The sequence below is a fragment of the Streptomyces sp. NPDC002935 genome, assembly GCF_040611295.1.
Classification (GTDB): domain Bacteria; phylum Actinomycetota; class Actinomycetes; order Streptomycetales; family Streptomycetaceae; genus Streptomyces.
This window is the reverse complement of sequence record NZ_JBEXNW010000005.1, coordinates 243,660-267,991: the sequence shown is the minus strand read 5'-3', so window position 1 is coordinate 267,991 and position 24,332 is coordinate 243,660. Positions and strand designations below refer to the sequence as shown.

Sequence of the window (24,332 nt, the reverse complement as noted above, 5' to 3'; positions counted from 1 at the left end):
ATCGGGTACCTCCCGATCCCGCAGGCCTTTCGGGTCGATCACCGTGCGGATCAACTCCAGCTCCTCCGCGGTCGGTTCGCGGGTGAGCGGCACCTCGTCCGGGATCGTCAGCCCGAACCCCGTCGCCTCGCGGACCTGCTCGGGGGTGACGCCCGGGTGGACGGAGACGAGCCGCATCGAGTGGTCCGGGGTCGCGAAGTCGAGGACGGCGAGGTCGGTCACCACCCGGGGAAGGCGATGGAAGCGGGTGGCGCTCGGGCCCGCGGCGGCGGCCCGGTCGTACCCCACCCCGCACACCATGTCGACCCGCTCCACGAAGACGCGCGGAGAATGCTTCGGGATCCAGTAACTGGTCGGGTTGTTCAGGGTGTTGACCGGGGCTCCGCGCACGCCCAGCAGCTGGCGCCGGGGTCGGGACCAGTCGCCGACGCAGGAGATGTTCTGGTTGCCGAAGCGGTCGATCTGGCTCGCGCCCATCATCACGTGCCGCCGCCCGCCGGTCACCGCCGTCAGGTGTCTGCGGTACGGCAGCCAGCCCTCGGTGGTGCCGTCGAGGCCGACGAGCAGTGCCTCGCCGTCGGTCAGCAGCAGGTCGGGGGAGAAGGTGTGCCGGGCCAGGCGGGCGCCGATGGACGGGATCAGGCCCATGGGGCTGGCGAGCACCTCGCCGTTGTCCCGCCAGGTCTCGGCGCAGGCGATCACGCAGTACTCGGCTCGACCGACGTTCACTGGTCCCGCTCCTTCCGCCAGGCCTGGACGGCGCTCTGATAGGCGTGTTCGTCGCCGCCGAGGAAGCGCTCGGCGAACTCGGCGTACGGCGTGGTCGCGTACAGCTTCTGGAAGGCCTCGTCCCGCCCGTAGTCCGGGACGCACGAGGTGAAGTGCGCGCCGTTCGGCGCCTCCACCACGCCCGTCACGGACGAGCGCTGGAGCAGCAGGGTCTGCGGCGCGGCCTCCTTGGTCAGCTCGGCCGTGTCGACGATCCGCTCGCAGGAGACGTACGCCGTGTCCGCGGCCTCGCAGAACAGGTCGTCGAAGTACGGGTCCGGGCCCAGGTACTGGCCGTTGCCCAGGCGGTCCGCCCGGTTCATGTGGACCAGGGCCGCGTCCAGCCGCAGTGCGGGCATGGCGACGAGCTCCTCCCGTGCCCCCGAGACCGGGTCGGGATACGGGGAGGTGACCGTCCGCAGGCCCGGGTTGACCCGCATCACGTCCGAGCCGATCCCCGCGCGCACCGGGAGGAACGGCAGCCGGTTCGCCCCGGCGTGCAGCCCCCACATGAACATCGCCTCGTCGACCTCCGTCAGCTCGAACGCGCCGCGCTCGCGGGCCGCGCGGTAGTGCGGTTCGAGCGGGATGGAGTCGAGCGTCGCGAACGCGGTGACCAGGGTGCCGATACGTCCGGCCGCGGCCAGCAGGCCGACGTCCGGGCCGCCGTACGCCACCACGGTGAGATCGGTGATCTCGGTGCGGAGCAGCGCTCTCACCAGGGCCATCGGTTTGCGGCGCGAGCCCCAGCCGCCGATGCCGAGGGTCATCCCGCTCTCCAGCCGGCCGACGACGTCCTGCGCCGACATGGTCTTGTCGCTCACCGGGGGGCCTCCTCGCCGAAGGTGTCGCGGACGCGGCCGGCGGTCCCGCTGAGATTGGCCTCGAAGGTGAAGCCCTGCTCGAAGCGGTAGCTGCGGCGCACGTCTACGGGATCGATGCCGTTGATGGCGGCCTTGGCGAGCCGGATGAGATGCCCGTCCTTGGCGGCTATCTCGCGCGCCAGCCCCAGCGCGGCCGGCCGCAGTTCCGCGCGCGATACGACCCTCCACACCGAGCCGTGCGTGTGCAGCTCGGCCGCGGTCGCCGTGCGCGAGGTGTAGTACAGGGCGCGCATCAGATGCTGGGGGACGAGACGGGCCAGATGCGTGGCCGCCCCGAGCGCGCCGCGGTCCAGCTCGGGCAGGCCGAAGGTGGCGTCCTCGCTCGCCACGATCGCGTCCGCGTTCCCCACGAGCCCTATGCCGCCGCCCAGGCAGAAGCCGTGCACCGCCGCGACGACGGGCACCTCGCACTCGTACACCGCGGCGAAGGCCTCGAAGCAGCCGCGGTTGGCGCCGATCAGAGCGCCGTGACCGGTGGTGTCGCGCTGCATCTCCTTGATGTCGACGCCCGCGTTGAAACCGCGTCCCTCGGCGGTCAGGACGACACAGCGGATCCCGGGGTCGCGGCCCGCCGCGCGCACGGCGTCGGCGAGGTCGAACCAGCCCCGCACCGGCAGGGCGTTCACCGGCGGGAAGTCGACCGTGACGACGGAAATCCCCTTTTCCGGGGACGAGGTGGAGACACCCATGGGCACATCAGCTACCTTTCCACCAAACGTTTGTTAGGTGTGATGCGAAGCTAGCAGCGATAGCGGCCGCGCGGGAGGCCCTGTGGACAACGTGGACACCATGGATCGCCAGGACGCCGCCGTGGACCTCGGCGGGCGGACCGTCGTCGTCACCGGCGGCACCCGCGGGGTCGGGGCGGGCATCGCCCGGGCCTTCGCGCGGGCCGGCGCGCACGTCGTGATCTGCGCCCGCAGGCCGCCCGAAGCACCCCTGGTCAAGGCCGACTTCGTTCCCGTCGACCTGCGCGACCCGGCCGCCGTGCGGGCCTTCTTCGACGCCCTGCCCCGGCTCGACGTCCTGGTCAACAACGCGGGCGGCGCCCCCTACCGGCCCCTCGCCGAGGCGGACGCCGAGCGGCACGCCCGCGTGATCGAGCTGAACCTCACCGCCCCGCTCACCGCGTCGATCGCCGCCTACGAACACCTCAGGCGGGCCCGGGGCTCGATCGTGATGATCGGCAGCGTGAGCGGGTCGCGCCCCTCGCCCGGTTCGGCGGCCTACGGGGCCGCCAAGGCGGGACTGGAGAACCTGGCCCGCTCGATGGCCGTCGAGTGGGCGCCGGAGATCCGGGTCAACACCCTGGTCGTCGGCATGGTCCGCACCGAACTGGCCCACCTGCACTACGGCGGCGAGGACGGCGTCGCCGCCGTCGCCCGCACCGTCCCGCTGGGCCGCCTCGCCCGGCCGTCCGACGTCGGCGCCGCGGCCGTCTTCCTCGCCTCGGACGCCGCCGCGTACATCAGCGGGGCCTCGATCCTCGTCCACGGAGGCGGGGAGCGGCCCGCCTTCCTCGACGCCGCCACCGCCAACAAGGACCAGCGGGGAGAAGTGGGATGAGCGCACGATTGCTGTGTGAGGGGCGGGTCGTGATCGTCACGGGCGCGGGCCGCGGGCTCGGCAGGGCACACGCGCTGGCGTACGCGGCCGAGGGCGCCCTGCTCGTGGTGAACGACCTCGGCGTCGGCCTCGACGGCACCCCCGGACCGGACAGCCCGGCCCGGCGGGTGGCCGAGGAGATCCGCGCGGCGGGCGGCGAAGCGGTGCCCCACGGCGGCGACATCGCGACGACCGAGGGCGCCGCGTCCCTCGTCCGCACCGCCCTTCGGACGTACGGGCGTCTCGACACGCTGGTCAACAACGCCGGGTTCCTGCGCGACCGGATGCTGGTCAACCTCGACGAGGACGACTGGGACGCCGTGGCGCGGGTCCACCTGAAGGGCCACTTCCTGCCGCTCAAGCACGCGGCGGCGCACTGGCGCGCGGAGGCCAAGGCGGGTCGTGCGCCCGACGCCAGGGTCGTCAACACCAGCAGCGGAGCGGGCCTGCTGGGGTCGCTCGGGCAGGGCAACTACAGCGCCGCCAAGGCCGGCATCGTCGCTCTGACCCTGGTCGCCGCGGCCGAGATGGGGCGCTACGGCGTCCAGGTCAACGCCATCGCCCCGGCCGCCCGCACCCGGATGACCGAGCGGACCTTCGCCGACACCATGACCGCCCCCGGCAGCGGCTTCGACGCGATGGCCCCCGGCAATGTCTCGCCGCTGGTCGTCTGGCTCGGGTCGGCCGCGAGCGCCGGGGTCACCGGCCGCGTCTTCGAGACCGAGGGTGGCCGGATCACGGTGATGGAGGGCTGGCGGCCGGGCCCGAGCGCCGACAAGGGGGCCCGGTGGACCCCGGCGGAGGCCGGCGAGGCGGCCCGCAAACTCCTGACGGAGGCACAGACGCCGGGGGCGGTGTACGGAACCTGATGGGCCGCCGCGCGTGAAGCCGGACCGCCGCCCCTGGGTCCCCGGAGGCTCAGCGCCAGGTGCGCGCCGTGCCCGCTTCGAGAAGGGCGGTGATCTCCGCGTGGCCGGTCTGGAGGTCGTCGTCCGCGAACGGACGACCTTCGGCGTCGAGGAGCCGGACCTCGATCGTGACGCCCTCGGGGGACGGGCGGCGGTGGGTGACCGAGGGGTGCCCGGAGCCGTGCGTGCGGGCCAGGCTCGCCAGGAGTTCGGCCTCGACGCCGATGCCGAGCAGGCGGCGGGCCTCCGCCAGCGCCTTTGCCCGCGCGCCCGCCCCGTGCGTGAGCAGGGCCCGTACACAGCCGACGGAGCCCCGGTGGGCGGCCGTCACCAGCGGGAGTTCGCCCGCCGGTCCGGGCCGGTCGGGGTCCGCGCCCGCCGCGAGGAGCGCCTCCGCCACCGCGGTGTGGCCCCCGCGCAGGGCCCAGGTCAGGGCGGTGAAACCGAACGCCTCCTCGGGGTCCGGGGCGGCTCCGGCCGCGAGCAGGGCGTGGACCACCTCCGTGTGGCCGCCGCAGGCCGCACCGCACAGGGGAGCGTCCGTGCCCAGGCTGAGGCGGTCGGGGTCGGCGCCCCCGGCCAGCAGCAGCCGTACGATGCCGGGCCGGTCGCTCACCGCCGCCAGGTACAGGGCGCTCTGGCCGTCCTCGTCCAGCGCCTCGGCGCTCACCCCCGCCCGCAGCAGTCGTACGACCGTGTTCTCGTCCCCCTCGTACAGCGCGGGGAAGAGGCGCGCGGCGGGGTCGTTCGTGCTCATCCTTCGACCCTCGCCCGGCAAGGACGCACGAGGCAAAGACTTTTGGGGTGTTCTGCCTCACCTCACCCCTCGGGTGTCATCCCTTCCCCCGGGCGGCACACGGATCGTCCGTCACGTGTCGCACTCCAGCACCGTCCGGCACAGCGTGCACCGCGCCCGAACCCGTCCGCGTACCGGCACCCGGATGCGCTGGTGGCAGGTCGGGCACGGGAAGGACACGCGCAGCGGGCCGCGGCCGTCGGGCGCGAAGGCGTAGGGGACGTCGGAGTGGTCGGGGGCACGGTGGTCCTGGGCGTGCCGGCGGTCCTTGGCGTAGCGGCGGCGGCCCGCCCAGCCCGCCGCGGTCAGCGGGGGCTGCTGCTCGTCGCGGCGGGCCAGCTCCATGCCCTTGGCGTAGGCGGTGTAGGCCTGCGGGCTGGTGAACCACACCGCGGGGTCCTCGCCGAAGACCAGGGCGCGCTTGGCGAGGACGTAGCCGAACTCCTCGGGTGTCAGATAGCCGAGCTTCTGCGAGGAGGCGGCGTCCTCGCGGTAGGCGTCGAGGAGGAGCCAGCCCGCGCCGAGGTAGGTGGCGGCCGTGTCGGTGAGGATCTCGTTGTCGCGGGTGCCGGGGAACGAGAGGTCGAGGCGGTGCAGATAGACGTGCATCACCTCGTGGGCGAGGGCCGCGCCGATGTCCCTGCGGTGGGTGCGGAACCGGTCGTTGAGCTCGATGAAGTACTCGGGCCCCGCGGCGAGTTCGACGTGTGCCGCGTGGGTCATCTCGCGGAAGCCGACGATCATCCGGGCGTCCGGCAGCCGGTAGTGCCGCACCATCTCGCGGGCCACGCGCTGGGCGCCGAGATGCAGGTCGTCGATGTCGGCGAAGGCCACGTCGGCGGGAGCCACGCTGGTCGCGAAGGTGTGGATGGTGTCGTACGAGAGCCGTTTGTAGAGCGCGGTGATCGACGCCCGCACCGTCTCCAGATGTGGGTAGCCGTGCTCGACGGGTCCGCCGTTCGCCACGTCCGCACCCCCAGAAGACGCCGGAACTCCTCTCCACTGTAGGCGGGCTCCCTCCCGGTGGCGGGGAGTGCGGGGCGGGCGGGGCGGTGTCTGGCCGGAATGCGGCTCTTGCCCGGTCCGGCGGCCGGTCCCCATAATCCCCACCAGCTTGGCAGGAGCATGCCATTCAGCGTTTTCTGTGCGCCTGCCCTGCGGACAACCCCCCACGAAAGGAAGCGCGTTGAAGTCTCCCAGGAAATCCGGCGTCATCAGAAGACTGCTCGCCATCGCCGCGGTCACACTCGCCGCCGTGTCACTCCAGCCGCTGTCCGCACACGCGGCACCCGCGCCCGTCGTCGGCGGAACGCGCGCCGCCCAGGGCGAGTTCCCCTTCATGGTCCGCCTCTCCATGGGCTGCGGCGGAGCCCTCTACACCAAGAGCATCGTCCTGACCGCCGCCCACTGCGTGAACGGCTCGGGCACCAACACCTCCATCACCGCCACCGCCGGCGTCGTGGACCTGCAGAGCAGCAGCGCCGTCAAGGTCAAGTCGACGAAGGTGCTCCAGGCACCCGGCTACAACGGCAAGGGCAAGGACTGGGCCCTCATCAAACTCGCCAGGCCCATCGAGCAGCCCACCCTGAAGATCGCCACCAACACCGCCTACAACAACGGCAACTTCACCGTCGCCGGCTGGGGCGCCACCCGCGAGGGCGGCGGACAGCAGCGCTACCTCCTCAAAGCCACCGTCCCGTTCGTCGACGACGCCACCTGCAAGCAGGCGTACGGCAGCGACCTCGTCCCCGGTGACGAGATCTGCGCCGGATTCGTCGCCCAGGGCGGCGTCGACACCTGCCAGGGCGACTCCGGCGGCCCCATGTTCCGCAAGGACGACACCGGCGCCTACCTCCAGGTCGGCATCGTCAGCTGGGGCCAGGGCTGCGCCGAACCCGGATACCCCGGCGTCTACAGCGAGGTCTCGACCTTCGCCGCCAACATAGCCACGGCGGCCGCCGGGCTCTGACACCGCCGTCCGTCCCACCCGCACCCGCGTCGCCCGCGACCCCCGTCGCGGGCGACCGTCGCGGGGCGACCGTCGCGGGGCGAGCGCCCGGGCGGGGAAATGCGTTCGGCACCCGGCCGCGGCGTCGGCATACTCGCTGCCATGACCAGCCGACACCGCCAGCCCGTCGCCGCTTCGTTGCTGATCGGCGCCAAGGACGCCGCCCTGCAACAGCGGCTCGACGACGAACTCACCGCCTTCAACGCGACGGCGACCGGCGCCGGTGAACCCGAGCCGCTCTCGGTCCGGGTGACCGACACCGACGGAGAACTCGTCGGCGGCCTCACCGCCTGGGTATGGGGCAGCTGCTGCGCCGTCGACATGCTGTGGGTACGGGCCGACCAGCGGCACGCGGGCTGGGGCGGCAAGCTCCTGCGGGCGGCCGAGGAGGAGAGCGTCCGGCGCGGCTGCACCGAGATGATCGTCTCGTCGTTCACCTTCCAGGCCCCCGACTTCTACCGCGGGCACGGCTACCGCGAGACCGGCCGCACCGACGGCATCCCGGGCGGACACCAGGACGTGCACTTCCACAAGGTCCTCACCGGCCCACGGCCGTAAGGACGTTCCCCGCCCCCTCGAACTCCAGCCCCCACACGTCGTTGACACCCTCACGCCCGGCTACGACGACCCCGCCTGCTTCTCCCGCCTGTTCACCCGCCGCGTCGGCACAGCCCCGTCCGCTTCCGCGAGCAACAAACCCGCACCCTCCCCGGCGACCGGAGCGACCACGACCCGACCCCGGACCCCGACGATCCGCCCATGATCCAGCCCCCGCCGGCCACGTAGGGTTGAGTGCCATGACCACCAGCAAGCCCCAGGAAGTCGACCCCGCCGTCAGCACGGAACTCGCCCGGCTGCGCGACAGCATCGACAACATCGACGCCGCCGTCGTCCACATGCTCGCCGAACGCTTCAAATGCACCCAGCAGGTCGGCCACCTCAAAGCAGCCCACCAGCTGCCGCCCGCCGACCCCTCCCGCGAGGCCCACCAGATCGCCCGGCTCCGCCGCCTCGCCGAGAGCGCCAAACTGGATCCGGCCTTCGCCGAAAAACTGCTGAATTTCATCATCGCCGAGGTCATCCGGCACCACGAACGCATCGCCGACGACGCGGGCAGCACCACAGCCGACACAGGGGAGTGACACCGGCGGGCCCCAGCGGGCATCCTGCGCTGTGCACTCCCGCACAGTTCCTGCCGCACACGCCGCGCCCGCGGACGCCGTCGAGCACGCCACGCCCGTCCTCGCCGACGAGCACCTCCGCCACCGCCACGGGCACGCGCCGTGAATCCGTACGGGCATAAGCTGGTATGCCCAAACGAGGGGACGTCGGGCCATGCCGTCGGATGCCAAGATCCTCATCGTCGACGACCACGAGGACACCCTGTACGCCCTGGAGAGCGCCCTGGCCCCGCTCGGCTACCGGGTGGGGCGCGCCACCGGCGGCGACGAGGCGCTCAAGGAAGTCCTGCGCGGCCAGGTCGCCCTGCTCCTCCTCGACGTCCGCATGCCCGGCGTCAGCGGCCTCGACGTCGTCCGCTACATGCGACGCGTGGAACAGACCCAGCACATCCCCGTCATCCTGCTCACCGGCTTCGGCCCGGACGCCGACCTCACCGCCACCGCCTTCGGCCTCGGCGTCGCCGACCTCCTCATGAAACCGGTCGACCCCTGGGCCCTGCGCACCAAGGTCCGCTACCTCTACGAGGCCCACCGCCGCCACCACGCCCTCGAACAGGAGGTGCGCGAACTGCGCGCCCTCGTCAAGGACCACACCCCGGACCCGGCCCTCACCCATCCCGACGCGCGCATCCCCGGCCGACGCCGCCCCCAGCAGGACCCGCGCCCACCACGGGAGGACCGGCACGAGCCGGGAGAGGACCGACGCGAAGCCAGGGAAGACCGGCACCAGCCCCGGGAGGGCCGCCACGAGCCCCAGGAGAACCGGCACGCGCTGCCGGACGGCCCGCACGCGGCCCAGGACAACCAGCACGCGTCACGGGACGGCGGCCGGACGGAACAGGGCCGCACACCATAACCGCGGCTCGCGACCCGGCGCCGACAATGCACATATACCGGACCACCTCTGTGTCCCGTCTGCGGCATCGGGCAGCATGTCCTCATGTCCGTACTGACGCGCGACGAAGCGCAGACCCGTGCCAAGCTCCTCGACGTCCACCACTACGGGATCGAACTCGACGTGACAGGAGGGGACGAGACCTTCGACTCCCGCACCGTCATCCGGTTCACCACCCGCGCCGACGCGGACACCTTCGTCGAGCTGAAGCCCGCAGAACTGCGCTCCGTCACCCTCGACGGCCGGCCCCTCGACCCCGAGACCCTCGACGAGAACCGGCTGCCCCTCAAGGGACTCACCGCCGGTGAGCACGAACTGCGCGTCGACGCGCGCATGCGCTACTCCCGCACCGGGGAGGGCATGCACCGCTTCACCGACCCCACCGACGGCGAGACCTACCTCTACACCCAGCTCTTCATGGAGGACGTCCAGCGCGTCTTCGCCGCCTTCGACCAGCCCGACCTCAAGTCCGTCTTCGAGCTGACCGTCACCGCACCCGAAGGCTGGACCGTCCTCGCCAACGGCGTCACCGAACACCTCGGACACGGCCACTGGAAAGCCGCGCCCACCCCGCTGATCTCCACCTACCTCGTCGCCGTCGCCGCAGGCCCCTGGCACTCCGTGCGCACCGAGCACCGCGGCCTCCCCTTCGGCCTCCACTGCCGCCGCTCACTCGCCCCCTACCTCGACGCCGACGCCGACGAGATCCTCGACATCACCCGCGCCTGCTACGACCGCTACCACGAGAAGTTCGACGAGCCCTACCCCTTCGACTCCTACGACCAGGCGTTCGTCCCCGAATTCAACGCCGGCGCCATGGAGAACCCCGGCCTCGTCACCTTCCGCGACGAGTTCATCTACCGCTCCGCCGTCACCGACACCGAACGCCAGACCCGCGCCGTGGTCATCGCCCACGAGATGGCCCACATGTGGTTCGGCGACCTCGTCACCCTGCGCTGGTGGGACGACATCTGGCTCAACGAGTCCTTCGCCGAGTACATGGGCTACCAGACCCTCACCGAAGCCACCCGCTTCACCGACACCTGGGTCGACTTCGGCGTCGCCCGCAAGTCCTGGGGCTACGACGCCGACCAGCGCCCCTCCACCCACCCCGTCGCCCCCGACCCCGACGCCGTCCCCGACACCGCGTCCGCCATGCTCAACTTCGACGGCATCTCCTACGCCAAGGGCGCCTCAGCACTGCGCCAACTCGTGGCCTGGCTCGGCGAGAAGGACTTCCTCGCCGGCATCAACACCCACTTCGCCCGCCACAAGTTCGGCAACGCCACCCTCGCCGACTTCATCGACAACCTCGCCTCCGCCACCGAACGCGACGTACACGCCTGGGCCGACGCCTGGCTGCGCACCACCGGCGTGGACACCCTGACGCCCGCCATCACCGAGGCCGACGGCCACTGGCAGCTCACCGTCGACCGCGACGGCAGCCGCCCCCACCGCATCGCCGTAGGCGCCTACGACAGGGTCCCCGGCGAGGACAAGCGGCTGGTCCTGCGCGACCGCTTCGAACTCGACGTCCCCCAGAATGACGCCGACAAGCCCCGCCCCGGCCGCCGCCCCGACCTGCTCCTCCTCAACGACGGCGACCTCTCCTACGCCAAGGTCCGCTTCGACACCAAGTCCTTCCAGACCGTGCAAGCAGCCCTCTCCGGCCTCCCCGACCCCCTCACCCGGGCCGTCGTCTGGAACGCCCTGCGCGACGCCGTACGCGACGGCGAACTGCCCGCCATGGCCTACATCGAGGCCGCCCGCACCCACCTGCCGTCCGAGACCGACCTCGCCCTCGTCCAAGGCGTCCTGTCCTTCGCGACCCTCCACGTCGCCGACCGGTTCCTGCGCCCCGAGGAACGCCCCACCGCCCTCGCCACCCTCACCGCCCTGTGCCGCGACCTCATCCGCCGCACCGAGGACGGCTCCCACCCCGGCCTCCGCCTCACCGCCGTACGCCACCTCATCGACGTCGCCGCCCACCCCGACACCATCAGCGCCTGGTTCTCCGAAGGCACCGTCCCCGGCGGCCCCGAACTCGACCCCGAGCTGCGCTGGCGCATTCTCGGCCGGCTCTCCGTCCTCGGCGCCGTCGACGACGCCGTGATCGACGCCGAACTCGTCCAGGACCCCAGCGCCACCGGCCAGGAAGGCGCCGCCCGCTGCCGCGCCGCACTGCCCGACCCGCAGGCCAAACGCGCCGCCTGGGACGCCATGTTCGCCACCGACGACCTCTCCAACTACCTGTTCACCGCCACCGCCCAGGGCTTCTGGCAGCCCGAACAGACCGACCTCGTCCGCGAGTACGTCGAGCGCTACTGGCCCCACGCCGTGGCCGTCGCCGGACGGCGCGGCCCCGCCATCGCCGAAGCCGCCGGCCGCTGGGCCTTCCCCGCCTACGCCGTCGCCCCCGAGACCCTCGCCCTCGGCGAGACCTGCCTCAGCGACGCCGACCCCATCCCGGCCCTGCGCCGCAAACTCGTCGACCAACTCGACGACCTCGCACGCGCGTTGCGGGTGAGGAAGGGCTAGGGCCTGTCCGGCGGATCAAGTCGGAGGAAACCTGCGGCGCCTGATCAGTGCACGTGAGTGGGGCCTGGTGCGTGCAACTGCAAGGCGGAGGAGGGCGTCGATGCGGAGCATCGGCAACCGACGACAACGCAGCAGGTGGGCGTGCCAGGCCCCGCGTCTCCGGCATGATCCGCCGGACAGGCCCTAGACCCCGAGGCTTTCGCCTCCACCGTCCCTGCCCGACCCGACCCCGGGCTCCGCCCCGGACCCCGCTCCTCGAACGCCGGAGAGGCCGACTTCCAGCCTCTCCGGCGTTCGCGTACACGGCCGTTCAGGCCCAACCACCGCCCAACCACCCCGGACCACTCCTCAGGCAGAAGCCCGGCAGGGGCCCTGCACTCCCGCCCCCCGCCCACACATTTCCTCCGTACGGCAGTACCCCCGCCGGGGCCGAATCGTTGTCCTTGGCGGGCACACCTGCCCAAAACGCGTACACGCTGGGACGGACCCCGCCACGCGTCCACCGGAGGACACCCATGAGCACGCCGCCCCTCGCCTCAGGCCCCGAAGGCCCCGACGCACTCCGGCCGTTGCTCGACACCGTCCTCCACGCACTCGCCGAAGGCACCGCCGCCCGCGGAGGCCCCCTCCCCGCCGGAGGACCCGAACACGTCGCCCAACGCCTCCGCGACGCCGCCGGCGACCTCCTGCCCCACCACGGCGACGACGCCGCCCTGCACACCCTCGTCCGCGCCCTCGCCGAAGGCGCCGCCGACCCCGCCGACCCCCTGTGCGCGGCCCACCTGCACTGCCCACCCCTCGCCGTCGCCACCGCCGCCGACCTCGCCGCCTCCGTCCTCAACCCCTCCCTCGACTCCTGGGACCAGGCCCCCGCCGCCTCCGAACTCGAAACCCTCCTCACCCGGACCCTCGCCCACGAGGTCTACGGCACCGAAGGCGACGCCCTCGTCACCACCGGCGGCACCGAGTCCAACCAACTCGCCCTCCTCCTCGCCCGCGAGACACACGGCAGCGTCCAACTCGTCTGCGGCGCCAACGCCCACCACTCCCTCCACCGCGCCACCTGGCTCCTCGGCCTCCCCGAACCCGTCGTCGTCCCCGCACCCGCCGGCACCCTCGACCCCGCCGCCCTCGACAGCGCCCTCACCCACCTCCACGGCCCCCTCCTCGTCGCCGCCACCGCAGGCACCACCGACGCCGGACTCATCGACCCCCTGCCCGACATCGCCGACCTCTGCGCCACCCACGGCGCCCGCCTCCACATCGACGCCGCCTACGGCGGAGGCCTCCTCTTCAGCGACCGGCACCGCACCGGACTCGACGGACTCGCCCGCGCCGACACCGTCACCCTCGACCTGCACAAACTCGGCTGGCAGCCCGTCGCCGCCGGACTCCTCGCCGTACGCGACCCCGCCGACCTCACCCCCCTCGGACACCGAGCCGACTACCTCAACGCCGGCGACGACACCGAAGCAGGCCTCCCCGACCTCCTCGGCCGCTCCCTGCGCACCACCCGACGCCCCGACATCCTCAAGATGGCCGTCACCCTCAAAACCCTCGGACGACACGGCATCGGCCAACTCGTCGACCAGGTCTGCTCCCACGCCCACGAACTCGCCGACCTCATCACCGCCCACCCCGGCCTCGAGCTCTACGACCGGCCCGCCATCAGCACCGTCCTGTTCCGGCCCACCGACGCCACCGACGACACCGTCGCCGCCGTACGCCGCACCCTCCTCAACGAAGGCCGCGCCGTCCTCGGCCGCGCCACCCTCGACGGCCGCCGCTGGCTCAAAGCCACCCTCCTCAACCCCCACACCCGGCCGGGCGACCTGGCCACGCTCCTGAAACTGGTGGAAGGACACACCCCCCGATGAGCCCGACGCCCCACCCCCAGCGCCCCGCCGAAACACCCCGCGACCTGGTCGGCATCGGCATCGGCCCCTTCAACCTCTCCCTCGCCGCCCTCGCCCAGCCCCTCACCCAACTCGACACCGTCTTCTACGAACAACGCCCCGGCTTCGACTGGCACCCCGGCCTCCTCATCGACGGCGCCACCCTCCAAGTCCCCTTCCTCGCCGACCTCGTGACCCTCGCCGACCCCGCAAGCCCCTGGTCCTTCCTCAACTACCTCAAGGACCGGGACCGCCTCTTCCCCTTCTACTTCGCCGAGCGCTTCCACATCCAGCGCGCCGAATACGACGCCTACTGCCGCTGGGCCGCCGACCACCTCCCCGGCCTCCGCTTCGGACACCAGGTCGACGCCGTCCGGTGGAACCCCGAACAAGACGTCTTCGAAGTCGACTTCACCCAACTCGACGCCGACGGAGAAGCCGAAGCCGTCGGCCGCACCCACACCCGCAACATCGTCCTCGGCGTCGGCACCGCCCCCCACATCCCCGAACCACTCAAACCACTCGTCGAAGCCCCCGGCGTACCCGTCATCCACGCCGCCGACTACCTCAAACACCGCGAGCAGTTCCTCACCGCCGAACACATCACCGTCATCGGCGCGGGCCAATCAGGCGCCGAAGTCTTCCTCGACCTGCTGCGCAACCGCCCCACCGGACGCGAGAAGATCCACTGGCTCGCCCGCACCGAGGCCTTCGCGCCGATGGAGTACTCCAAACTCGGCCTCGAACACTTCACCCCCGACTACACCCGCTACTTCCACGCCCTCACCGAACCCGTCCGCGACCGGCTCGTCGCCGCGCAATGGCAACTCCACAAAGGCATCGACGCCGACACCATCGCCGCCATCCACGACGAGCTCTACCGCCGCACCCTCCACGGCGGCTGGCCCGACGCCGTCCTCACCCCCGCCGTCACCGTCCGCACCGCCGGACGCGTCGCCACCACCAAAGTCGAACTCCACCTCGAACACGGCCAGCAAGGCACCCGCACCCGCCTCACCACCGACGCCGTCGTCCTCGCCACCGGCTACCGCGAACGCCCCATCGCCCCGCTCCTCGCCGGACTCGACCCCCACCTGAGCCGCGACAGCGCCCAACGACCCCGCATCGACGACCAGTTCCGCCTGATCCTCGACCCCTCCGTCACCGGCAGCGTCTACGTCCAGAACGCCGAACTCCACACCCACGGCGTCGGCGCCCCCGACCTCGGCCTCGCCGCCTGGCGCAGCGCCACCATCCTCAACTCCCTCACCGGCAAAGACCCCTACCCGCTCCCCGGCCGAACCGCCTTCACCACCTTCGGCCTGGAACAGACCCCCCGCATCCCCTCCGCCCGCCAAGGCCAGGAAACGCGCACCCGCCCTCCCCTCGTCCCCCTGATTCCCCTCGCCGAGGGCAGATGACAGCGGTGGACCAAGGCGAGCCCGAACGACGACGGCGCCGACGCGAGAATCCACGCCGACGCCGCCGAACCAAAACCGCCCCGCCCTAGAACACAGGCGTACCGTCACGCGTCAGCTTCCAGTCCACCGACGCGAACTCCTTCGGGTCCAGAGAACCCTTCGCCGTCACCCACTCCGCGATCCGCGTCCGGATCTCCGTCGACTCCGACCACACCTCGGTCGCCGAAGCCACATGCGGGAACGCACCGCCACCATTGGCACGGTAGTTGTTCACCGCGAGCACGAACTGCTGCGCATCGTCCAGCGCCGCACCGTTGAAAGTCAGATTCTTGATCCGCGAACCCTCGGCCTGCGCGATGTCGATGTCGTACCGGAGCCCCGACACATAGTCGTAGTTGTAGTCCGGACGGTTGTTCGCGTTCGTCAGCTTCTCCGGGTCGATCACCGCACCCGACGCCGTCTGCACGAAGTAGTTCGCCGAGTACTCCAGGTACGCCCGCACCTGCGCACCCGTCAGAACCTTCGCCACCAGCGTGTTGTCGTACACATACAGGCCCGACAGATCCCGGATCGTCACAGACCCCGCCGGAATCTCCGACGTCCGCGAGAACGGCGACGCCTGCGCGATCACCGGCAACGACGCGTACTGCGTCCCCACCAGCGCCGCCCTGACCACGTCCTCCTGCACCTTCGTGATCAGATCGATGATCGGAGCGTCCTTGTAACGCGCCTCCACCGTCGTCAACGTCTCCGTCGCCGTACCGACCACCTGGTTGACGTACGCCACCACCACGTCGTGCTCGTCCTTCAGCAGCCGCGTGATCCTCGGGTCGTCCGCCACCGAGTTCGTGTTACGGACCGAAGCCGCCACCGACTCGACCTGCCAACGACCCTTCTCGAAGACCAGCTCGAAGTCGAACACCGACAACCGCTCCGCATACGCCAGCGGCTCCGACAGCACGACCGTCTTCCCCGACGCCGTGTTCGTGACCTTCAACTCCGGGATCTCCAGGTGCGCGTGACCCACCAGGATCGCGTCGATCCCCGGCACCTGCTGCGCCACCAGCGCCGCCGAGTTCTCCACGTACGGCAACTGGTCACCGTACGACGACGTCCCCGACGAACCGGAATGCGCCGACACGACCACCACGTCCGCGCCCATCGAACGCAGCTTCGGCACCCACTTCGCCGCCTGCTCCTCCAGCCCCGGGAACGTCAGCTTGCCCTGCACATACGCCTTGTCCCAGATCGCGATACCCGGGTTCGTCAGACCCAGCACCGCCACCTTCACCGGCGGCGCACCATGCACATGGAACTGCTTCATGAAGTACGGAGGGAACGCCGGCTTCAGCGTCTTCGCGTCCAGCGCGTTCGCGCCCAACAGCGGGAAACGGCACTGCGACTCGAACTTCCGCAGCGTCTCGATGCCGTAGTTGAACTCGTGGTTCCCCAGCGCCACCGCGTCATAGCCGATCGCGTTCATCGCCTGCGCCATCGGGTGCACCGGACCACCCTTGGCGGTGATCGGATCCACCTTCGCGTAGTAGTACGTCAGCGGCGTGCCCTGGATCGTGTCACCGGCGTCGAGCAGCAGCGTGTTGCAACGGCCCTTCTCCTCACGGATCTTGTTCACCAGCGTCGAGATCCGCGCCAGACCCTGCGCGTTGCCCGCCTTGTCCGAGTACTCCGCGTCCTTGAAGTAGTCCCAGTTGAAGACGTGACCATGCAGATCGGTCGTGCCCATCACCGTCAGCGCGTAGCGCTTGACCGGCTTGGCACCCCCCTTCGCCTCCGCGGCCTGCGCCGCCGGAGCCGCGCCCGCACCCGCGAGCGCCACCCCGGCACCCGTCACGGCGGACTTCTTCAGGAACTTGCGGCGGTTCAACGGCATGTCTGGAACTCCTCGGGAAAGGTCAACGACGCGCGTAGATTCTGACCCAACACCGGCCCCCGCAACAGGCCCTGGAGGTTTCCATTCGATGACCTGACGGCACCACACACCCCCCGCCCAGTGACAGAGTGGGACGTATGACCCCCAACACGGCCCCCACCGACCACGAAACCCCACCCGCCGTCCCCTACGGCACCCCCGACACACCCCGCATCGCCGTCCGAGGCGAAGCCCACCTCGAAGTCGACCCCGAGATCGCCCGCATCGGCATCTCCGTCAACGCCCGCGGCAAAGACCGCCGCGAAGCCCTCGCCGACCTCACCCGCCGCAACACCCACGCCCTCGACCTCGTCAAAAGCTACGGCGACGCCGTCGAGCGCCTCGAAACCAGCACCTTCACCATCAGCCCCGAACTCGGCCGGCACGGTCGCGGAGAACGCGTCCGCACCTACCACGGACACGTCCACATCACCGCCGAACTCACCGACTTCACCGCACTCGGCGAACTCGCCACCGCCCTCGCCGACCTCGACCAGACCAGCGTCGACGGCCCCTGGTGGGCCCTGCGCACCGACTCGCCCGCCCACCGCACAGCACGCCAACAAGCCGTCCGTGAAGCCGTCCAACGCGCCCGCGAATACGCCGAAGCCCTCGACACCACCCTCATCGCCCTCGTCGAACTCGCCGACATCGGCGCCGAAGAGACCCACCCCTACGCCCTCACCGCCCAGAGCACCCGCACCCGCAGATCCGCCTACGGCGGCGGCCCCACCGAGGACGAACCAGCACCCCTCGACCTCGAACCCCAACGCCAACACGTCCACGCCCAGGTCAACGCCCGCTTCACCATGGCCCCACCCCAGCTCTAGCCGCCCAGCGAAAACCACGGACAGTCACCGACCGGCTCTGCCCCGCACCCACCACACGGCCGACGGACACTGGAAACAGACCAGGAAGAGCAACCCCTCGAACGCGCCGGGAGCCACCCTCGCTCATCGGAGCACCCCGGCGCACAATTCAACAGTTGTCAATAACCCTTCACGCAAAGGTTGTTGAGTAGTCACGCGCGACCAATTCTCTACCGACCGGTAAGGCCTAGGCTCGAACCATGCGCCGAGCAAAGATCGTCTGTACATTGGGCCCCGCCACCGACTCGTACGACCAGATCAAAGCCCTGGTCGAAGCCGGAATGGACGTAGCCCGCTTCAACCTCAGCCACGGCACCCACGCCGACCACGAGGAGCGCTACCACCACGTGCGAAAGGCCTCCGACGAGACCGGCCGCAGCGTCGGAATCCTCGCCGACCTTCAAGGCCCGAAGATCCGACTCGGCCGCTTCACCGAAGGCCCCGTACTCCTTGAACGCGGAGACACCTTCACCATCACCGTCGAAGAAGGCGCCCAAGGAGACCGCGAATCCTGCGGAACCACCTACGACGGACTGGCAGCGGACGTCACTCCCGGTGAACGCATCCTCGTCGACGACGGCAAAGTCTGCCTCGAAGTCACCTCCGTCGACGGCCCCCGCGTCCACACCACCGTCATCGAAGGCGGCATGGTCTCCGACCACAAAGGCCTCAACCTCCCCGGCGTCGCCGTCTCCGTCCCCGCCCTCTCCGACAAGGACGAAGCAGACCTCCGCTGGGCCCTGCGCGCCGGCTTCGACGTCATCGCCCTCTCCTTCGTCAGAAGCGGCAAGGACATCAAGGACGTCCACCGCATCATGGACGAAGAAGGCCGCCGTCTCCCCGTGATCGCCAAAGTCGAAAAACCCCAGGCCGTCGACAACATCGACGACATCGTCGCCGCCTTCGACGGCATCATGGTCGCCCGCGGCGACCTCGGCGTCGAAATGCCCCTGGAACAAGTCCCGATCGTCCAGAAGCGCGCCATCAAACTCGCCAAACGCAACGCCAAACCCGTCATCGTCGCCACCCAGATGCTCGACTCGATGATCGACAACTCCCGCCCCACCCGCGCCGAAGCCTCCGACGTCGCCAACGCCGTCATCGACGGCACCGACGCCGTCATGCTCTCCGGCGAGACCAGCGTCGGCAAATACCCCATCGAAACCGTCAGGACCATGGCGCGCATCGTCGAAGCGGCCGAAGAGGACATCCTCGCCAAGGGCCTCCCACCCCTCACCGACCGCAACAAACCCCGCACCCAAGGCGGAGCCGTCGCCCGCGCCGCAGCCGAAATGGGCGACTTCCTCGGCGCCAAATTCCTCGTCGCCTTCACCCAGTCCGGCGACACCGTCCGCCGCCTCTCCCGCTACCGCTCCCCGATCCCCCTCCTCGCCTTCACCCCCACCCCCGCCACCCGCTCCCAGCTCAACCTCACCTGGGGCGTCGAAACCTTCCTCGGCCCCCACGTCGACTCCACCGACGCCATGGTCGACCAGGTCGACGAACTCCTCCTCAAATACGGCCGCTGCGCCAAGGGCGACATCGTCGTGATCACCGCAGGCTCCCCGCCCGGCGTCTCCGGCTCGACGAACCTCGTCCGCGTCCACCACATCGGCGAGGACGACAGCCCCAAGTAGGTCAGTACTTGGGGCGTACGCGGGCGTCCATGAGGGCTACTGAGGCAACGCGGGCGATGGAGATGTTGCGGGAGTTCGGCTGCTTCCAGTCGACGCCGACCGCGTCGAGGGTGTCCGTGAAGAGGCGCATGATGTCGGACGACTTGTTGGTGAAGAAGTACCGGGGGTACTCATAGCGCTGCAAGTAAGCGTACGCGGCGGGCTCGTCAGGCTCCTCGGGGATGGCCCGGCACCTCGGGCAGGGCTGCGAGCGGTTGCCGTCGAGGGGCTCGATGCGTACCTGCCATGAGCGGCTCGCGGCTCGGGAGATCCCGGTCTCCTTGCTCACCGGGTTCAGGCTGCGCCCACGGTCCAGCAGGGCGAGAGTTCGCTTGCGTGTGCCCATGTCGTACATATGGCCACTGTGTGCACGGGGAACTTGCGACATGCAGCAAAAAAGCGGATGTTCACCGGAATGGGAACATCCGCTTTCGTGAAGCAACCTTGACATCCAAGGAAAAGTGCCCCGAGTCGGATTCGAACCGACGCTGGATGGGTTTTGAATCCATGGCCTCTACCGCTGGGCTACCGGGGCTTCCTCTGAAACAGAGGGTAGCGATCACCCGCCGTGCCCTCACCTTACCGCAGCTAGGTAGGCTCTTGTCAGCAGTCCCCGCCCTGAACGAGGAGCCCCCGTGACCGCCCCCGAGTCGCCCCAGCCCGTAGACGCGCCCGACGACGACAAGTCGCACGTGCCTCCGCTGACGACCCGTGTCGTCATCGCCGAGGACGAGGCGCTGATCCGTCTCGACCTCAAGGAGATGCTGGAGGAGGAGGGCTACACCGTCGTAGGTGAGGCGGGTGACGGTGAGCAGGCCGTCGAGCTGGCCCGGGAGCACAAGCCGGACCTCGTGATCCTCGATGTGAAGATGCCGAAGCTCGACGGCATCTCCGCGGCGGAGAAGATCGCCGAGGAGTCCATCGCCCCGGTCCTGATGCTCACCGCGTTCTCGCAGCGCGACCTCGTCGAGCGGGCCCGTGACGCGGGTGCGATGGCGTACCTGGTGAAGCCGTTCAGCAAGAGTGACGTGGTGCCGGCGATCGAGATGGCGGTGTCCCGGTTCGCCGAGCTGAAGGCGCTGGAGGGTGAGATCGCGGATCTCACGCAGCGTCTGGAGACGCGGAAGCTGGTGGACCGCGCGAAGTCGGTGCTGCAGACGGAGTACGGCCTGACGGAGCCGGCGGCGTTCCGCTGGATCCAGAAGACGTCGATGGACCGTCGTATGTCGATGCAGCAGGTCGCCGAGGCGGTCATCGAGGACGCCGAGGAGAAGAAGGCGTCGAAGGGCTAGTTCCGCGCCCGTTGGAGAGTGTTGAAGAGCTTGGATCCGCATCGTGTCCGCGGACGAGAGCGGACGACAGAGGCCCGCACCCCTGACGGAGGTGCGGGCCTCTTCGTGCGACCGGAGGGGTCGCGGGGAGTGTCAGTCCTCGCCGAGGTACGCCTTGCGGACGGACTCGTCGTGGAGCAGGTCCTGGCCGGTGCCGGAGAGGACGATGTTGCCGACCTCCATGACGTGACCCTGGTCGGCGAGGGAGAGCGCCGCCTGGGCGTTCTGCTCGACGAGGAGGATGGTCGTGCCGGACGCCTTGAGTTCGGCGATGGTGGCGAGGATCTTCTGCATCATGATCGGCGAGAGGCCCATGGAGGGCTCGTCGAGCATGAGCAGTTTGGGCTGGGACATGAGGGCGCGTCCCATGGCGAGCATCTGCTGTTCGCCGCCCGAGAGGGTGCCCGCGGCCTGCTTGCGGCGCTCTCCCAGGATGGGGAAGAGGTCGTAGGCGCGCTGGATGTCCTTCTCGATGCCCGCCTTGTCGGTGCGGAGGAACGCTCCGAGCTGGAGGTTCTCCATGATGGTGAGGCGGGGGAAGATGTGGCGTCCCTCGGGGGAGTGTGCGAGTCCGAGGGCGACGATCTTGTGGGCGGGGACGTTGGCGAGGGGCTGGCCGTCGAAGAGGATGCGGCCTCCGCTGGGCTTGAGGAGCCCGGAGAGGGTGCGCAGGGTCGTCGTCTTGCCGGCGCCGTTGGTGCCGATGAGGGTGACGATCTGGCCGGCTTCGACGGTGAAGGAGATGCCCTTGACGGCTTCGATCTTGCCGTAGGCGACCTTGAGGTCTTCGACCTCGAGCAGTGCGGTCACTGGGCGTTTCCTTCCTTGCTGGTGCTGCTGCCCTGTGCGTCGGAGTCGTCGGACGCGGCGGGTGCCTCGGAGGCTTCGGGGGCGTCGGCGTCGGCGGCTGCCGCGGGGGCGTCGGACGTTCCTTCGGCCTCGGGGGCTTCGTCGGTCTCTGCGGCTTCCGTGGTCTCTTCGGCTTCCTCGGCCGTGGGGGCTTCCGCCGCTCCCGCGGCTTCGGCGGCCTCGACCTCGGCGAGTTCTTCTTCGCCGGGGGCGCCCTCGAAGGGGGTGCCGAGGTAGGCGGCGATGACGCGCTCGTCGCCCTGGACGACGTCGGACGTTCCCTCGACGAGCTTTTCGCCCTGGACGAGGCAGGCCACGCGGTCGGACAGATTGAAGATGAAGCGCATGTCGTGCTCGATGACGAGGACGGCGATGCCGCGGTCGCGGATGGCGAAGACGAGCTCTTCGGTCGCGCGGGTTTCCTGCGGGTTCATGCCGGCGGTGGGCTCGTCCAGGAGGAGCAGGCCCGGCTCGCTCGCCATCGCTCGCGCGATCTCCAGCTTGCGCTGCTCGCCGTAGGGGAGGTTGCGGGAGAGGTGGTCGGCCTTGTGGGCGAGGCCGATGAACTCCAGCAGTTCCATGGCGCGTTCGCGGGAGGTCGCCTCGGCCTTGCGGAAGCCGGGGCCGCGGAGGAGGGCGGACCAGAGGCCTTCCTTGGTGCGGGTGTGGCGTCCGACGAGCACGTTTTCCAGGACGGTCATGTTGGCGAAGAGCCGGATGTTCTGGAAGGTGCGGGCGATGCCGGCGCTGGTGACCAGGTGCGGCTTCGGGGGCAGCACCGTGCCCTTGTAGGCGACCTTGCCCTCGGTGGGGACGTACAGACCGGTGAGGCAGTTGAAGAAGGTGGTCTTGCCCGCGCCGTTGGGGCCGATGAGGCCGACGATCTCTCCGGCGTTGACGGTGAGGTCGACGTTGCGTACGGCGGTGAGGCCGCCGAAGCGCATGGTGACGCCGGTGGCTTCGAGGACGGGGCTGGGGGCTGTGGTGGTGGTCATGTTGGTTACGCCCCTGCCTTGGTGACGCCGACGGTGGAGTCGGGCAGGCCTTGTTCGGGGATGTGGACGGTTTCGTCGCTCTCGTGGAACTCGAGCTGGCGGCGACGGTTGGCGATGATGCCCTCGGGGCGGAAGCGCATGAGGATGACGAGCGCGATGCCGAAGGCGAGGAGCTCGTACTCCTTGAGGAAGCTGAGCTTCTCGGGGAGGAGGTAGAGCAGGGTGGCGCCGAGGATGGGTCCGTTGACGGTGCCCATGCCGCCGAGGACGACCGCGGCGAGCAGGAACGCGGAGTTCGGGGGCACGGAGCCGGCGAACTGGTACGGGGCCGGGTTGACGCTGTAGCCGACGTGGGCGCTGACCGTTCCGGCAAGGCCGGCGAGGGAGGCGCCGAGGGCGAAGGCGATGAGCTTGACGCGGAAGCCGTTGATGCCCATGGCGGTGGCGGCGGTCTCGTCCTCGCGGATGGCGATCCAGGAGCGGCCGATCCGGGAGTCGGCGGCGCGGTTGAACACGACGACGACGAGTCCGGTGATGAGCAGCATCAGCAGGAAGTAGTTCGCGAAGCGGCCGAGGGTGATGCCACCGATGGCGTGGGCGGCACCGAAGTTGAACCCGAGGATGTTGAGGTCGGGGATCATGGAGATGCCGTTGGGGCCGTTGGTGATGTTGGGTCCGGAGACGCCGTCCATGTTGTTGACGGCGATGCGGAAGATCTCTCCGAAGCCCAGGGTCACGATGGCGAGGTAGTCGCCGCGCAGTCGCAGGGTGGGGGCGCCGATGAGGACGCCGAAGACGAGCGATGCGGCCATGCCGGTGAGCATGGCGGCCCAGAAGGGGAACTGGACGCCGGCGAAGCGGGAGAACTCGGAGCCGGATACGAGGGCTGCGGCGTAGGCGCCGACGCCGAGGAAGGCGACGTATCCGAGGTCGAGGAGTCCGGTGAGGCCGACGACGATGTTGAGGCCGAGGGCGACGGTTCCGACGACGAGGATGTTCACGCCGAGGTTGGCGTTGTGCTCGTTGTTCTCGACGAAGGGGAAGACCGCCGCGGCGAGGAACGCCATGGTGGTGGCGAATCCCTTGTGGCGGGCGTTCAGTTGGGCGAAGCGGTCGAAGAGTCCGGCGGTGAGCAGGGCCCAGGTGCCGAAGACGACGAGGAGCAGGTAGCCCAGGAACGTTTCGCTTGCGTCGGGGTCGACGCCGATGCCGTAGGTGAAGACGATCAGCGCGAGGGCGGTGGCGCCGGTGATGACGAGGCGCTCGTGCCAGCCGGCCAGTTTGGCGGCCGGGGGGATGAGGTCCGGCTTGGTGACGTAGTCCTTGAAGGTGTCACCGGGCTTGGGGAGTGCCAGGGTGCCGAGGACGGCGATCAGCGAGCCGACGGCGGCGACGTAGGCGCCGGGGTCGAGTGCGACGAGGCCCTTGAGGTCGACGGCGATGGCGATCGCGCTGAACCAGCTGACGGCGAACGCGGAGGTGGCGGCGAGGACGACGGGCTGGGTGGCGCCCGCCGGGTTGAGCCAGCCGAGGCCTCGGACGTTCCAGAGGGTCAGGGCGAAGACGAGGGTGAGCGCGCCGGCGACGAGGGCGAGGATCTGGAGTCCGGCCGGGGAGCCGTAGTAGGTGAGGTCCCCGGGGAAGTCGGACGTGTAGGTCCAGGACATGAACGTGCTGGCGATGGTGGCGATGGCGCCGAAGGCGATGAGGGCGCGGGCGGCGCTCTCGGGGAGTGCGATCAGGCCGCGCTCGGTGGTGGTGGTCTCGGTGGTTGCCATGGTGC

Annotated in this window: 20 protein-coding genes, 1 tRNA gene and 3 pseudogenes; 13 read left to right on the top strand and 11 right to left on the bottom strand. The window is 70.2% G+C overall.

Translation table 11 applies throughout. From position 1 onward, the window contains the following. Positions 1 to 6: 6 nt before the first annotated feature. The 3 genes and pseudogenes from ABZX90_RS08920 to ABZX90_RS08910 form a co-directional block, all read right to left on the bottom strand. Positions 7 to 750: pseudogene (locus ABZX90_RS08920) on the bottom strand (CoA-transferase); the annotation flags it as partial. After that, positions 726 to 1,592, bottom strand: a complete 867-nt coding sequence (locus ABZX90_RS08915) for a CoA-transferase (protein WP_351128548.1) — start codon at positions 1,590 to 1,592, stop codon at positions 726 to 728. The gene ABZX90_RS08915 and the pseudogene ABZX90_RS08920, both read right to left, overlap by 25 nt. After that, on the bottom strand, positions 1,589 to 2,341 hold the full coding sequence (locus ABZX90_RS08910) for an enoyl-CoA hydratase family protein (protein ID WP_351128546.1): 753 nt from the start codon (positions 2,339 to 2,341) through the stop codon (positions 1,589 to 1,591). The genes ABZX90_RS08915 and ABZX90_RS08910 overlap by 4 nt, the downstream gene beginning before the upstream one ends. Before the next feature lie 121 nt (positions 2,342 to 2,462). Here ABZX90_RS08910 and ABZX90_RS08905 point away from each other — a divergent pair, with 121 nt between their 5' ends. Further along, a complete protein-coding gene (locus ABZX90_RS08905; protein WP_351128711.1) occupies positions 2,463 to 3,218 on the top strand; it encodes an SDR family oxidoreductase in 756 nt (251 codons plus the stop codon). Next, positions 3,215 to 4,126, top strand: coding sequence for an SDR family oxidoreductase (locus ABZX90_RS08900; protein WP_351128544.1), 912 nt, complete (start codon positions 3,215 to 3,217; stop codon positions 4,124 to 4,126). Before ABZX90_RS08905 ends, ABZX90_RS08900 begins: the two co-directional genes overlap by 4 nt. A 49-nt stretch (positions 4,127 to 4,175) precedes the next feature. On the opposite strand, the gene ABZX90_RS08895 is transcribed toward ABZX90_RS08900, so the two are convergent. Both ABZX90_RS08895 and ABZX90_RS08890 read right to left on the bottom strand, forming a co-directional pair. Next, positions 4,176 to 4,922 carry an ankyrin repeat domain-containing protein gene (locus ABZX90_RS08895; protein ID WP_355202772.1) on the bottom strand — a complete coding sequence of 249 codons (747 nt, stop codon included), beginning with the start codon at positions 4,920 to 4,922 and terminating at the stop codon, positions 4,176 to 4,178. A gap of 111 nt (positions 4,923 to 5,033) precedes the next feature. Beyond that, entirely contained in the window at positions 5,034 to 5,927 is an 894-nt protein-coding gene (locus tag ABZX90_RS08890; RefSeq protein ID WP_351128540.1) for a hypothetical protein, read from the bottom strand. A gap of 220 nt (positions 5,928 to 6,147) precedes the next feature. Between ABZX90_RS08890 and ABZX90_RS08885 the strand changes: the two genes are divergently transcribed. The 8 genes and pseudogenes from ABZX90_RS08885 (at position 6,148) to ABZX90_RS08850 (ending at position 14,899) form a co-directional block, all read left to right on the top strand. Then, positions 6,148 to 6,930 (top strand): serine protease, encoded by a 783-nt coding sequence (locus ABZX90_RS08885; protein ID WP_351128538.1) that lies wholly within the window; start codon positions 6,148 to 6,150, stop codon positions 6,928 to 6,930. Positions 6,931 to 7,071: 141 nt separating this feature from the next. After that, entirely contained in the window at positions 7,072 to 7,527 is a 456-nt protein-coding gene (locus ABZX90_RS08880; protein WP_351135322.1) for a GNAT family N-acetyltransferase, read from the top strand. 58 nt (positions 7,528 to 7,585) lie between these two features. After that, positions 7,586 to 7,755, top strand: a pseudogene (locus ABZX90_RS08875) (AraC family transcriptional regulator); the annotation flags it as partial. 11 nt (positions 7,756 to 7,766) lie between these two features. Further along, complete coding sequence (locus ABZX90_RS08870; protein ID WP_351135324.1) at positions 7,767 to 8,111, top strand: chorismate mutase; 345 nt, start codon at positions 7,767 to 7,769, stop codon at positions 8,109 to 8,111. Between the two features lie 193 nt (positions 8,112 to 8,304). After that, positions 8,305 to 8,745, top strand: a pseudogene (locus tag ABZX90_RS08865) (response regulator); the annotation flags it as partial. Between the two features lie 345 nt (positions 8,746 to 9,090). Continuing rightward, a complete protein-coding gene (gene pepN, locus ABZX90_RS08860; RefSeq protein ID WP_355202767.1) occupies positions 9,091 to 11,583 on the top strand; it encodes an aminopeptidase N in 2,493 nt (830 codons plus the stop codon). A gap of 515 nt (positions 11,584 to 12,098) precedes the next feature. Further along, positions 12,099 to 13,460 carry an aminotransferase class V-fold PLP-dependent enzyme gene (locus ABZX90_RS08855; RefSeq protein WP_355202765.1) on the top strand — a complete coding sequence of 454 codons (1,362 nt, stop codon included), beginning with the start codon at positions 12,099 to 12,101 and terminating at the stop codon, positions 13,458 to 13,460. Further along, positions 13,457 to 14,899 carry a SidA/IucD/PvdA family monooxygenase gene (locus ABZX90_RS08850; protein WP_355202762.1) on the top strand — a complete coding sequence of 481 codons (1,443 nt, stop codon included), beginning with the start codon at positions 13,457 to 13,459 and terminating at the stop codon, positions 14,897 to 14,899. Before ABZX90_RS08855 ends, ABZX90_RS08850 begins: the two co-directional genes overlap by 4 nt. 85 nt (positions 14,900 to 14,984) lie before the next feature. Here the strand turns inward: ABZX90_RS08850 and ABZX90_RS08845 are convergent, their stop codons facing one another. Then, positions 14,985 to 16,790 carry a 5'-nucleotidase C-terminal domain-containing protein gene (locus ABZX90_RS08845; protein WP_351134245.1) on the bottom strand — a complete coding sequence of 602 codons (1,806 nt, stop codon included), beginning with the start codon at positions 16,788 to 16,790 and terminating at the stop codon, positions 14,985 to 14,987. A 137-nt stretch (positions 16,791 to 16,927) separates the two neighbouring features. Between ABZX90_RS08845 and ABZX90_RS08840 the strand changes: the two genes are divergently transcribed. After that, the gene (locus ABZX90_RS08840) at positions 16,928 to 17,659 is read left to right on the top strand and encodes an SIMPL domain-containing protein (protein WP_351134247.1); all 732 of its coding nucleotides are present in this window, start codon (positions 16,928 to 16,930) and stop codon (positions 17,657 to 17,659) included. A 239-nt stretch (positions 17,660 to 17,898) separates the two neighbouring features. Then, on the top strand, positions 17,899 to 19,335 hold the full coding sequence (gene pyk, locus ABZX90_RS08835) for a pyruvate kinase (protein WP_355202757.1): 1,437 nt from the start codon (positions 17,899 to 17,901) through the stop codon (positions 19,333 to 19,335). 1 nt (position 19,336) lies between these two features. Here pyk and ABZX90_RS08830 read toward each other — a convergent pair whose 3' ends face one another. Then, the gene (locus ABZX90_RS08830; protein ID WP_355202754.1) at positions 19,337 to 19,729 is read right to left on the bottom strand and encodes a hypothetical protein; all 393 of its coding nucleotides are present in this window, start codon (positions 19,727 to 19,729) and stop codon (positions 19,337 to 19,339) included. A 107-nt stretch (positions 19,730 to 19,836) separates the two neighbouring features. Next, a tRNA-Leu gene (locus tag ABZX90_RS08825) sits at positions 19,837 to 19,909 on the bottom strand. A 100-nt stretch (positions 19,910 to 20,009) separates the two neighbouring features. Between ABZX90_RS08825 and ABZX90_RS08820 the strand changes: the two genes are divergently transcribed. Beyond that, entirely contained in the window at positions 20,010 to 20,666 is a 657-nt protein-coding gene (locus tag ABZX90_RS08820) for a response regulator (RefSeq protein WP_266757604.1), read from the top strand. 132 nt (positions 20,667 to 20,798) lie between these two features. Here the strand turns inward: ABZX90_RS08820 and ABZX90_RS08815 are convergent, their stop codons facing one another. Genes ABZX90_RS08815 through ABZX90_RS08805 form a run of 3 tightly spaced genes read right to left on the bottom strand, consistent with a single transcriptional unit; the run spans position 20,799 to position 24,327 of the window. After that, on the bottom strand, positions 20,799 to 21,515 hold the full coding sequence (locus tag ABZX90_RS08815; protein ID WP_351134253.1) for an ABC transporter ATP-binding protein: 717 nt from the start codon (positions 21,513 to 21,515) through the stop codon (positions 20,799 to 20,801). Further along, positions 21,512 to 22,549, bottom strand: coding sequence for an ABC transporter ATP-binding protein (locus tag ABZX90_RS08810; protein WP_355202750.1), 1,038 nt, complete (start codon positions 22,547 to 22,549; stop codon positions 21,512 to 21,514). The genes ABZX90_RS08815 and ABZX90_RS08810 overlap by 4 nt, the downstream gene beginning before the upstream one ends. 5 nt (positions 22,550 to 22,554) lie before the next feature. Then, positions 22,555 to 24,327 carry a branched-chain amino acid ABC transporter permease gene (locus ABZX90_RS08805; RefSeq protein WP_355202922.1) on the bottom strand — a complete coding sequence of 591 codons (1,773 nt, stop codon included), beginning with the start codon at positions 24,325 to 24,327 and terminating at the stop codon, positions 22,555 to 22,557. Between the last annotated feature and the right edge of the window lie 5 nt (positions 24,328 to 24,332).

What these genes read in the sequence shown, in the direction of transcription:
- ABZX90_RS08910 (WP_351128546.1), bottom strand. Translation starts at nt 2,341, where the DNA reads ATGGGTGTCTCCACCTCGTCCCCGGAAAAGGGGATTTCCGTCGTCACG.
- ABZX90_RS08900 (WP_351128544.1), top strand. Translation starts at nt 3,215, where the DNA reads ATGAGCGCACGATTGCTGTGTGAGGGGCGGGTCGTGATCGTCACGGGC.
- ABZX90_RS08895 (WP_355202772.1), bottom strand. Translation starts at nt 4,922, where the DNA reads ATGAGCACGAACGACCCCGCCGCGCGCCTCTTCCCCGCGCTGTACGAG.
- ABZX90_RS08880 (WP_351135322.1), top strand. Translation starts at nt 7,072, where the DNA reads ATGACCAGCCGACACCGCCAGCCCGTCGCCGCTTCGTTGCTGATCGGC.
- ABZX90_RS08870 (WP_351135324.1), top strand. Translation starts at nt 7,767, where the DNA reads ATGACCACCAGCAAGCCCCAGGAAGTCGACCCCGCCGTCAGCACGGAA.
- pepN (WP_355202767.1), top strand. Translation starts at nt 9,091, where the DNA reads ATGTCCGTACTGACGCGCGACGAAGCGCAGACCCGTGCCAAGCTCCTC.
- ABZX90_RS08855 (WP_355202765.1), top strand. Translation starts at nt 12,099, where the DNA reads ATGAGCACGCCGCCCCTCGCCTCAGGCCCCGAAGGCCCCGACGCACTC.
- ABZX90_RS08850 (WP_355202762.1), top strand. Translation starts at nt 13,457, where the DNA reads ATGAGCCCGACGCCCCACCCCCAGCGCCCCGCCGAAACACCCCGCGAC.
- ABZX90_RS08845 (WP_351134245.1), bottom strand. Translation starts at nt 16,790, where the DNA reads ATGCCGTTGAACCGCCGCAAGTTCCTGAAGAAGTCCGCCGTGACGGGT.
- ABZX90_RS08840 (WP_351134247.1), top strand. Translation starts at nt 16,928, where the DNA reads ATGACCCCCAACACGGCCCCCACCGACCACGAAACCCCACCCGCCGTC.
- pyk (WP_355202757.1), top strand. Translation starts at nt 17,899, where the DNA reads ATGCGCCGAGCAAAGATCGTCTGTACATTGGGCCCCGCCACCGACTCG.
- ABZX90_RS08830 (WP_355202754.1), bottom strand. Translation starts at nt 19,729, where the DNA reads ATGTACGACATGGGCACACGCAAGCGAACTCTCGCCCTGCTGGACCGT.
- ABZX90_RS08810 (WP_355202750.1), bottom strand. Translation starts at nt 22,549, where the DNA reads ATGACCACCACCACAGCCCCCAGCCCCGTCCTCGAAGCCACCGGCGTC.
- ABZX90_RS08805 (WP_355202922.1), bottom strand. Translation starts at nt 24,327, where the DNA reads ATGGCAACCACCGAGACCACCACCACCGAGCGCGGCCTGATCGCACTC.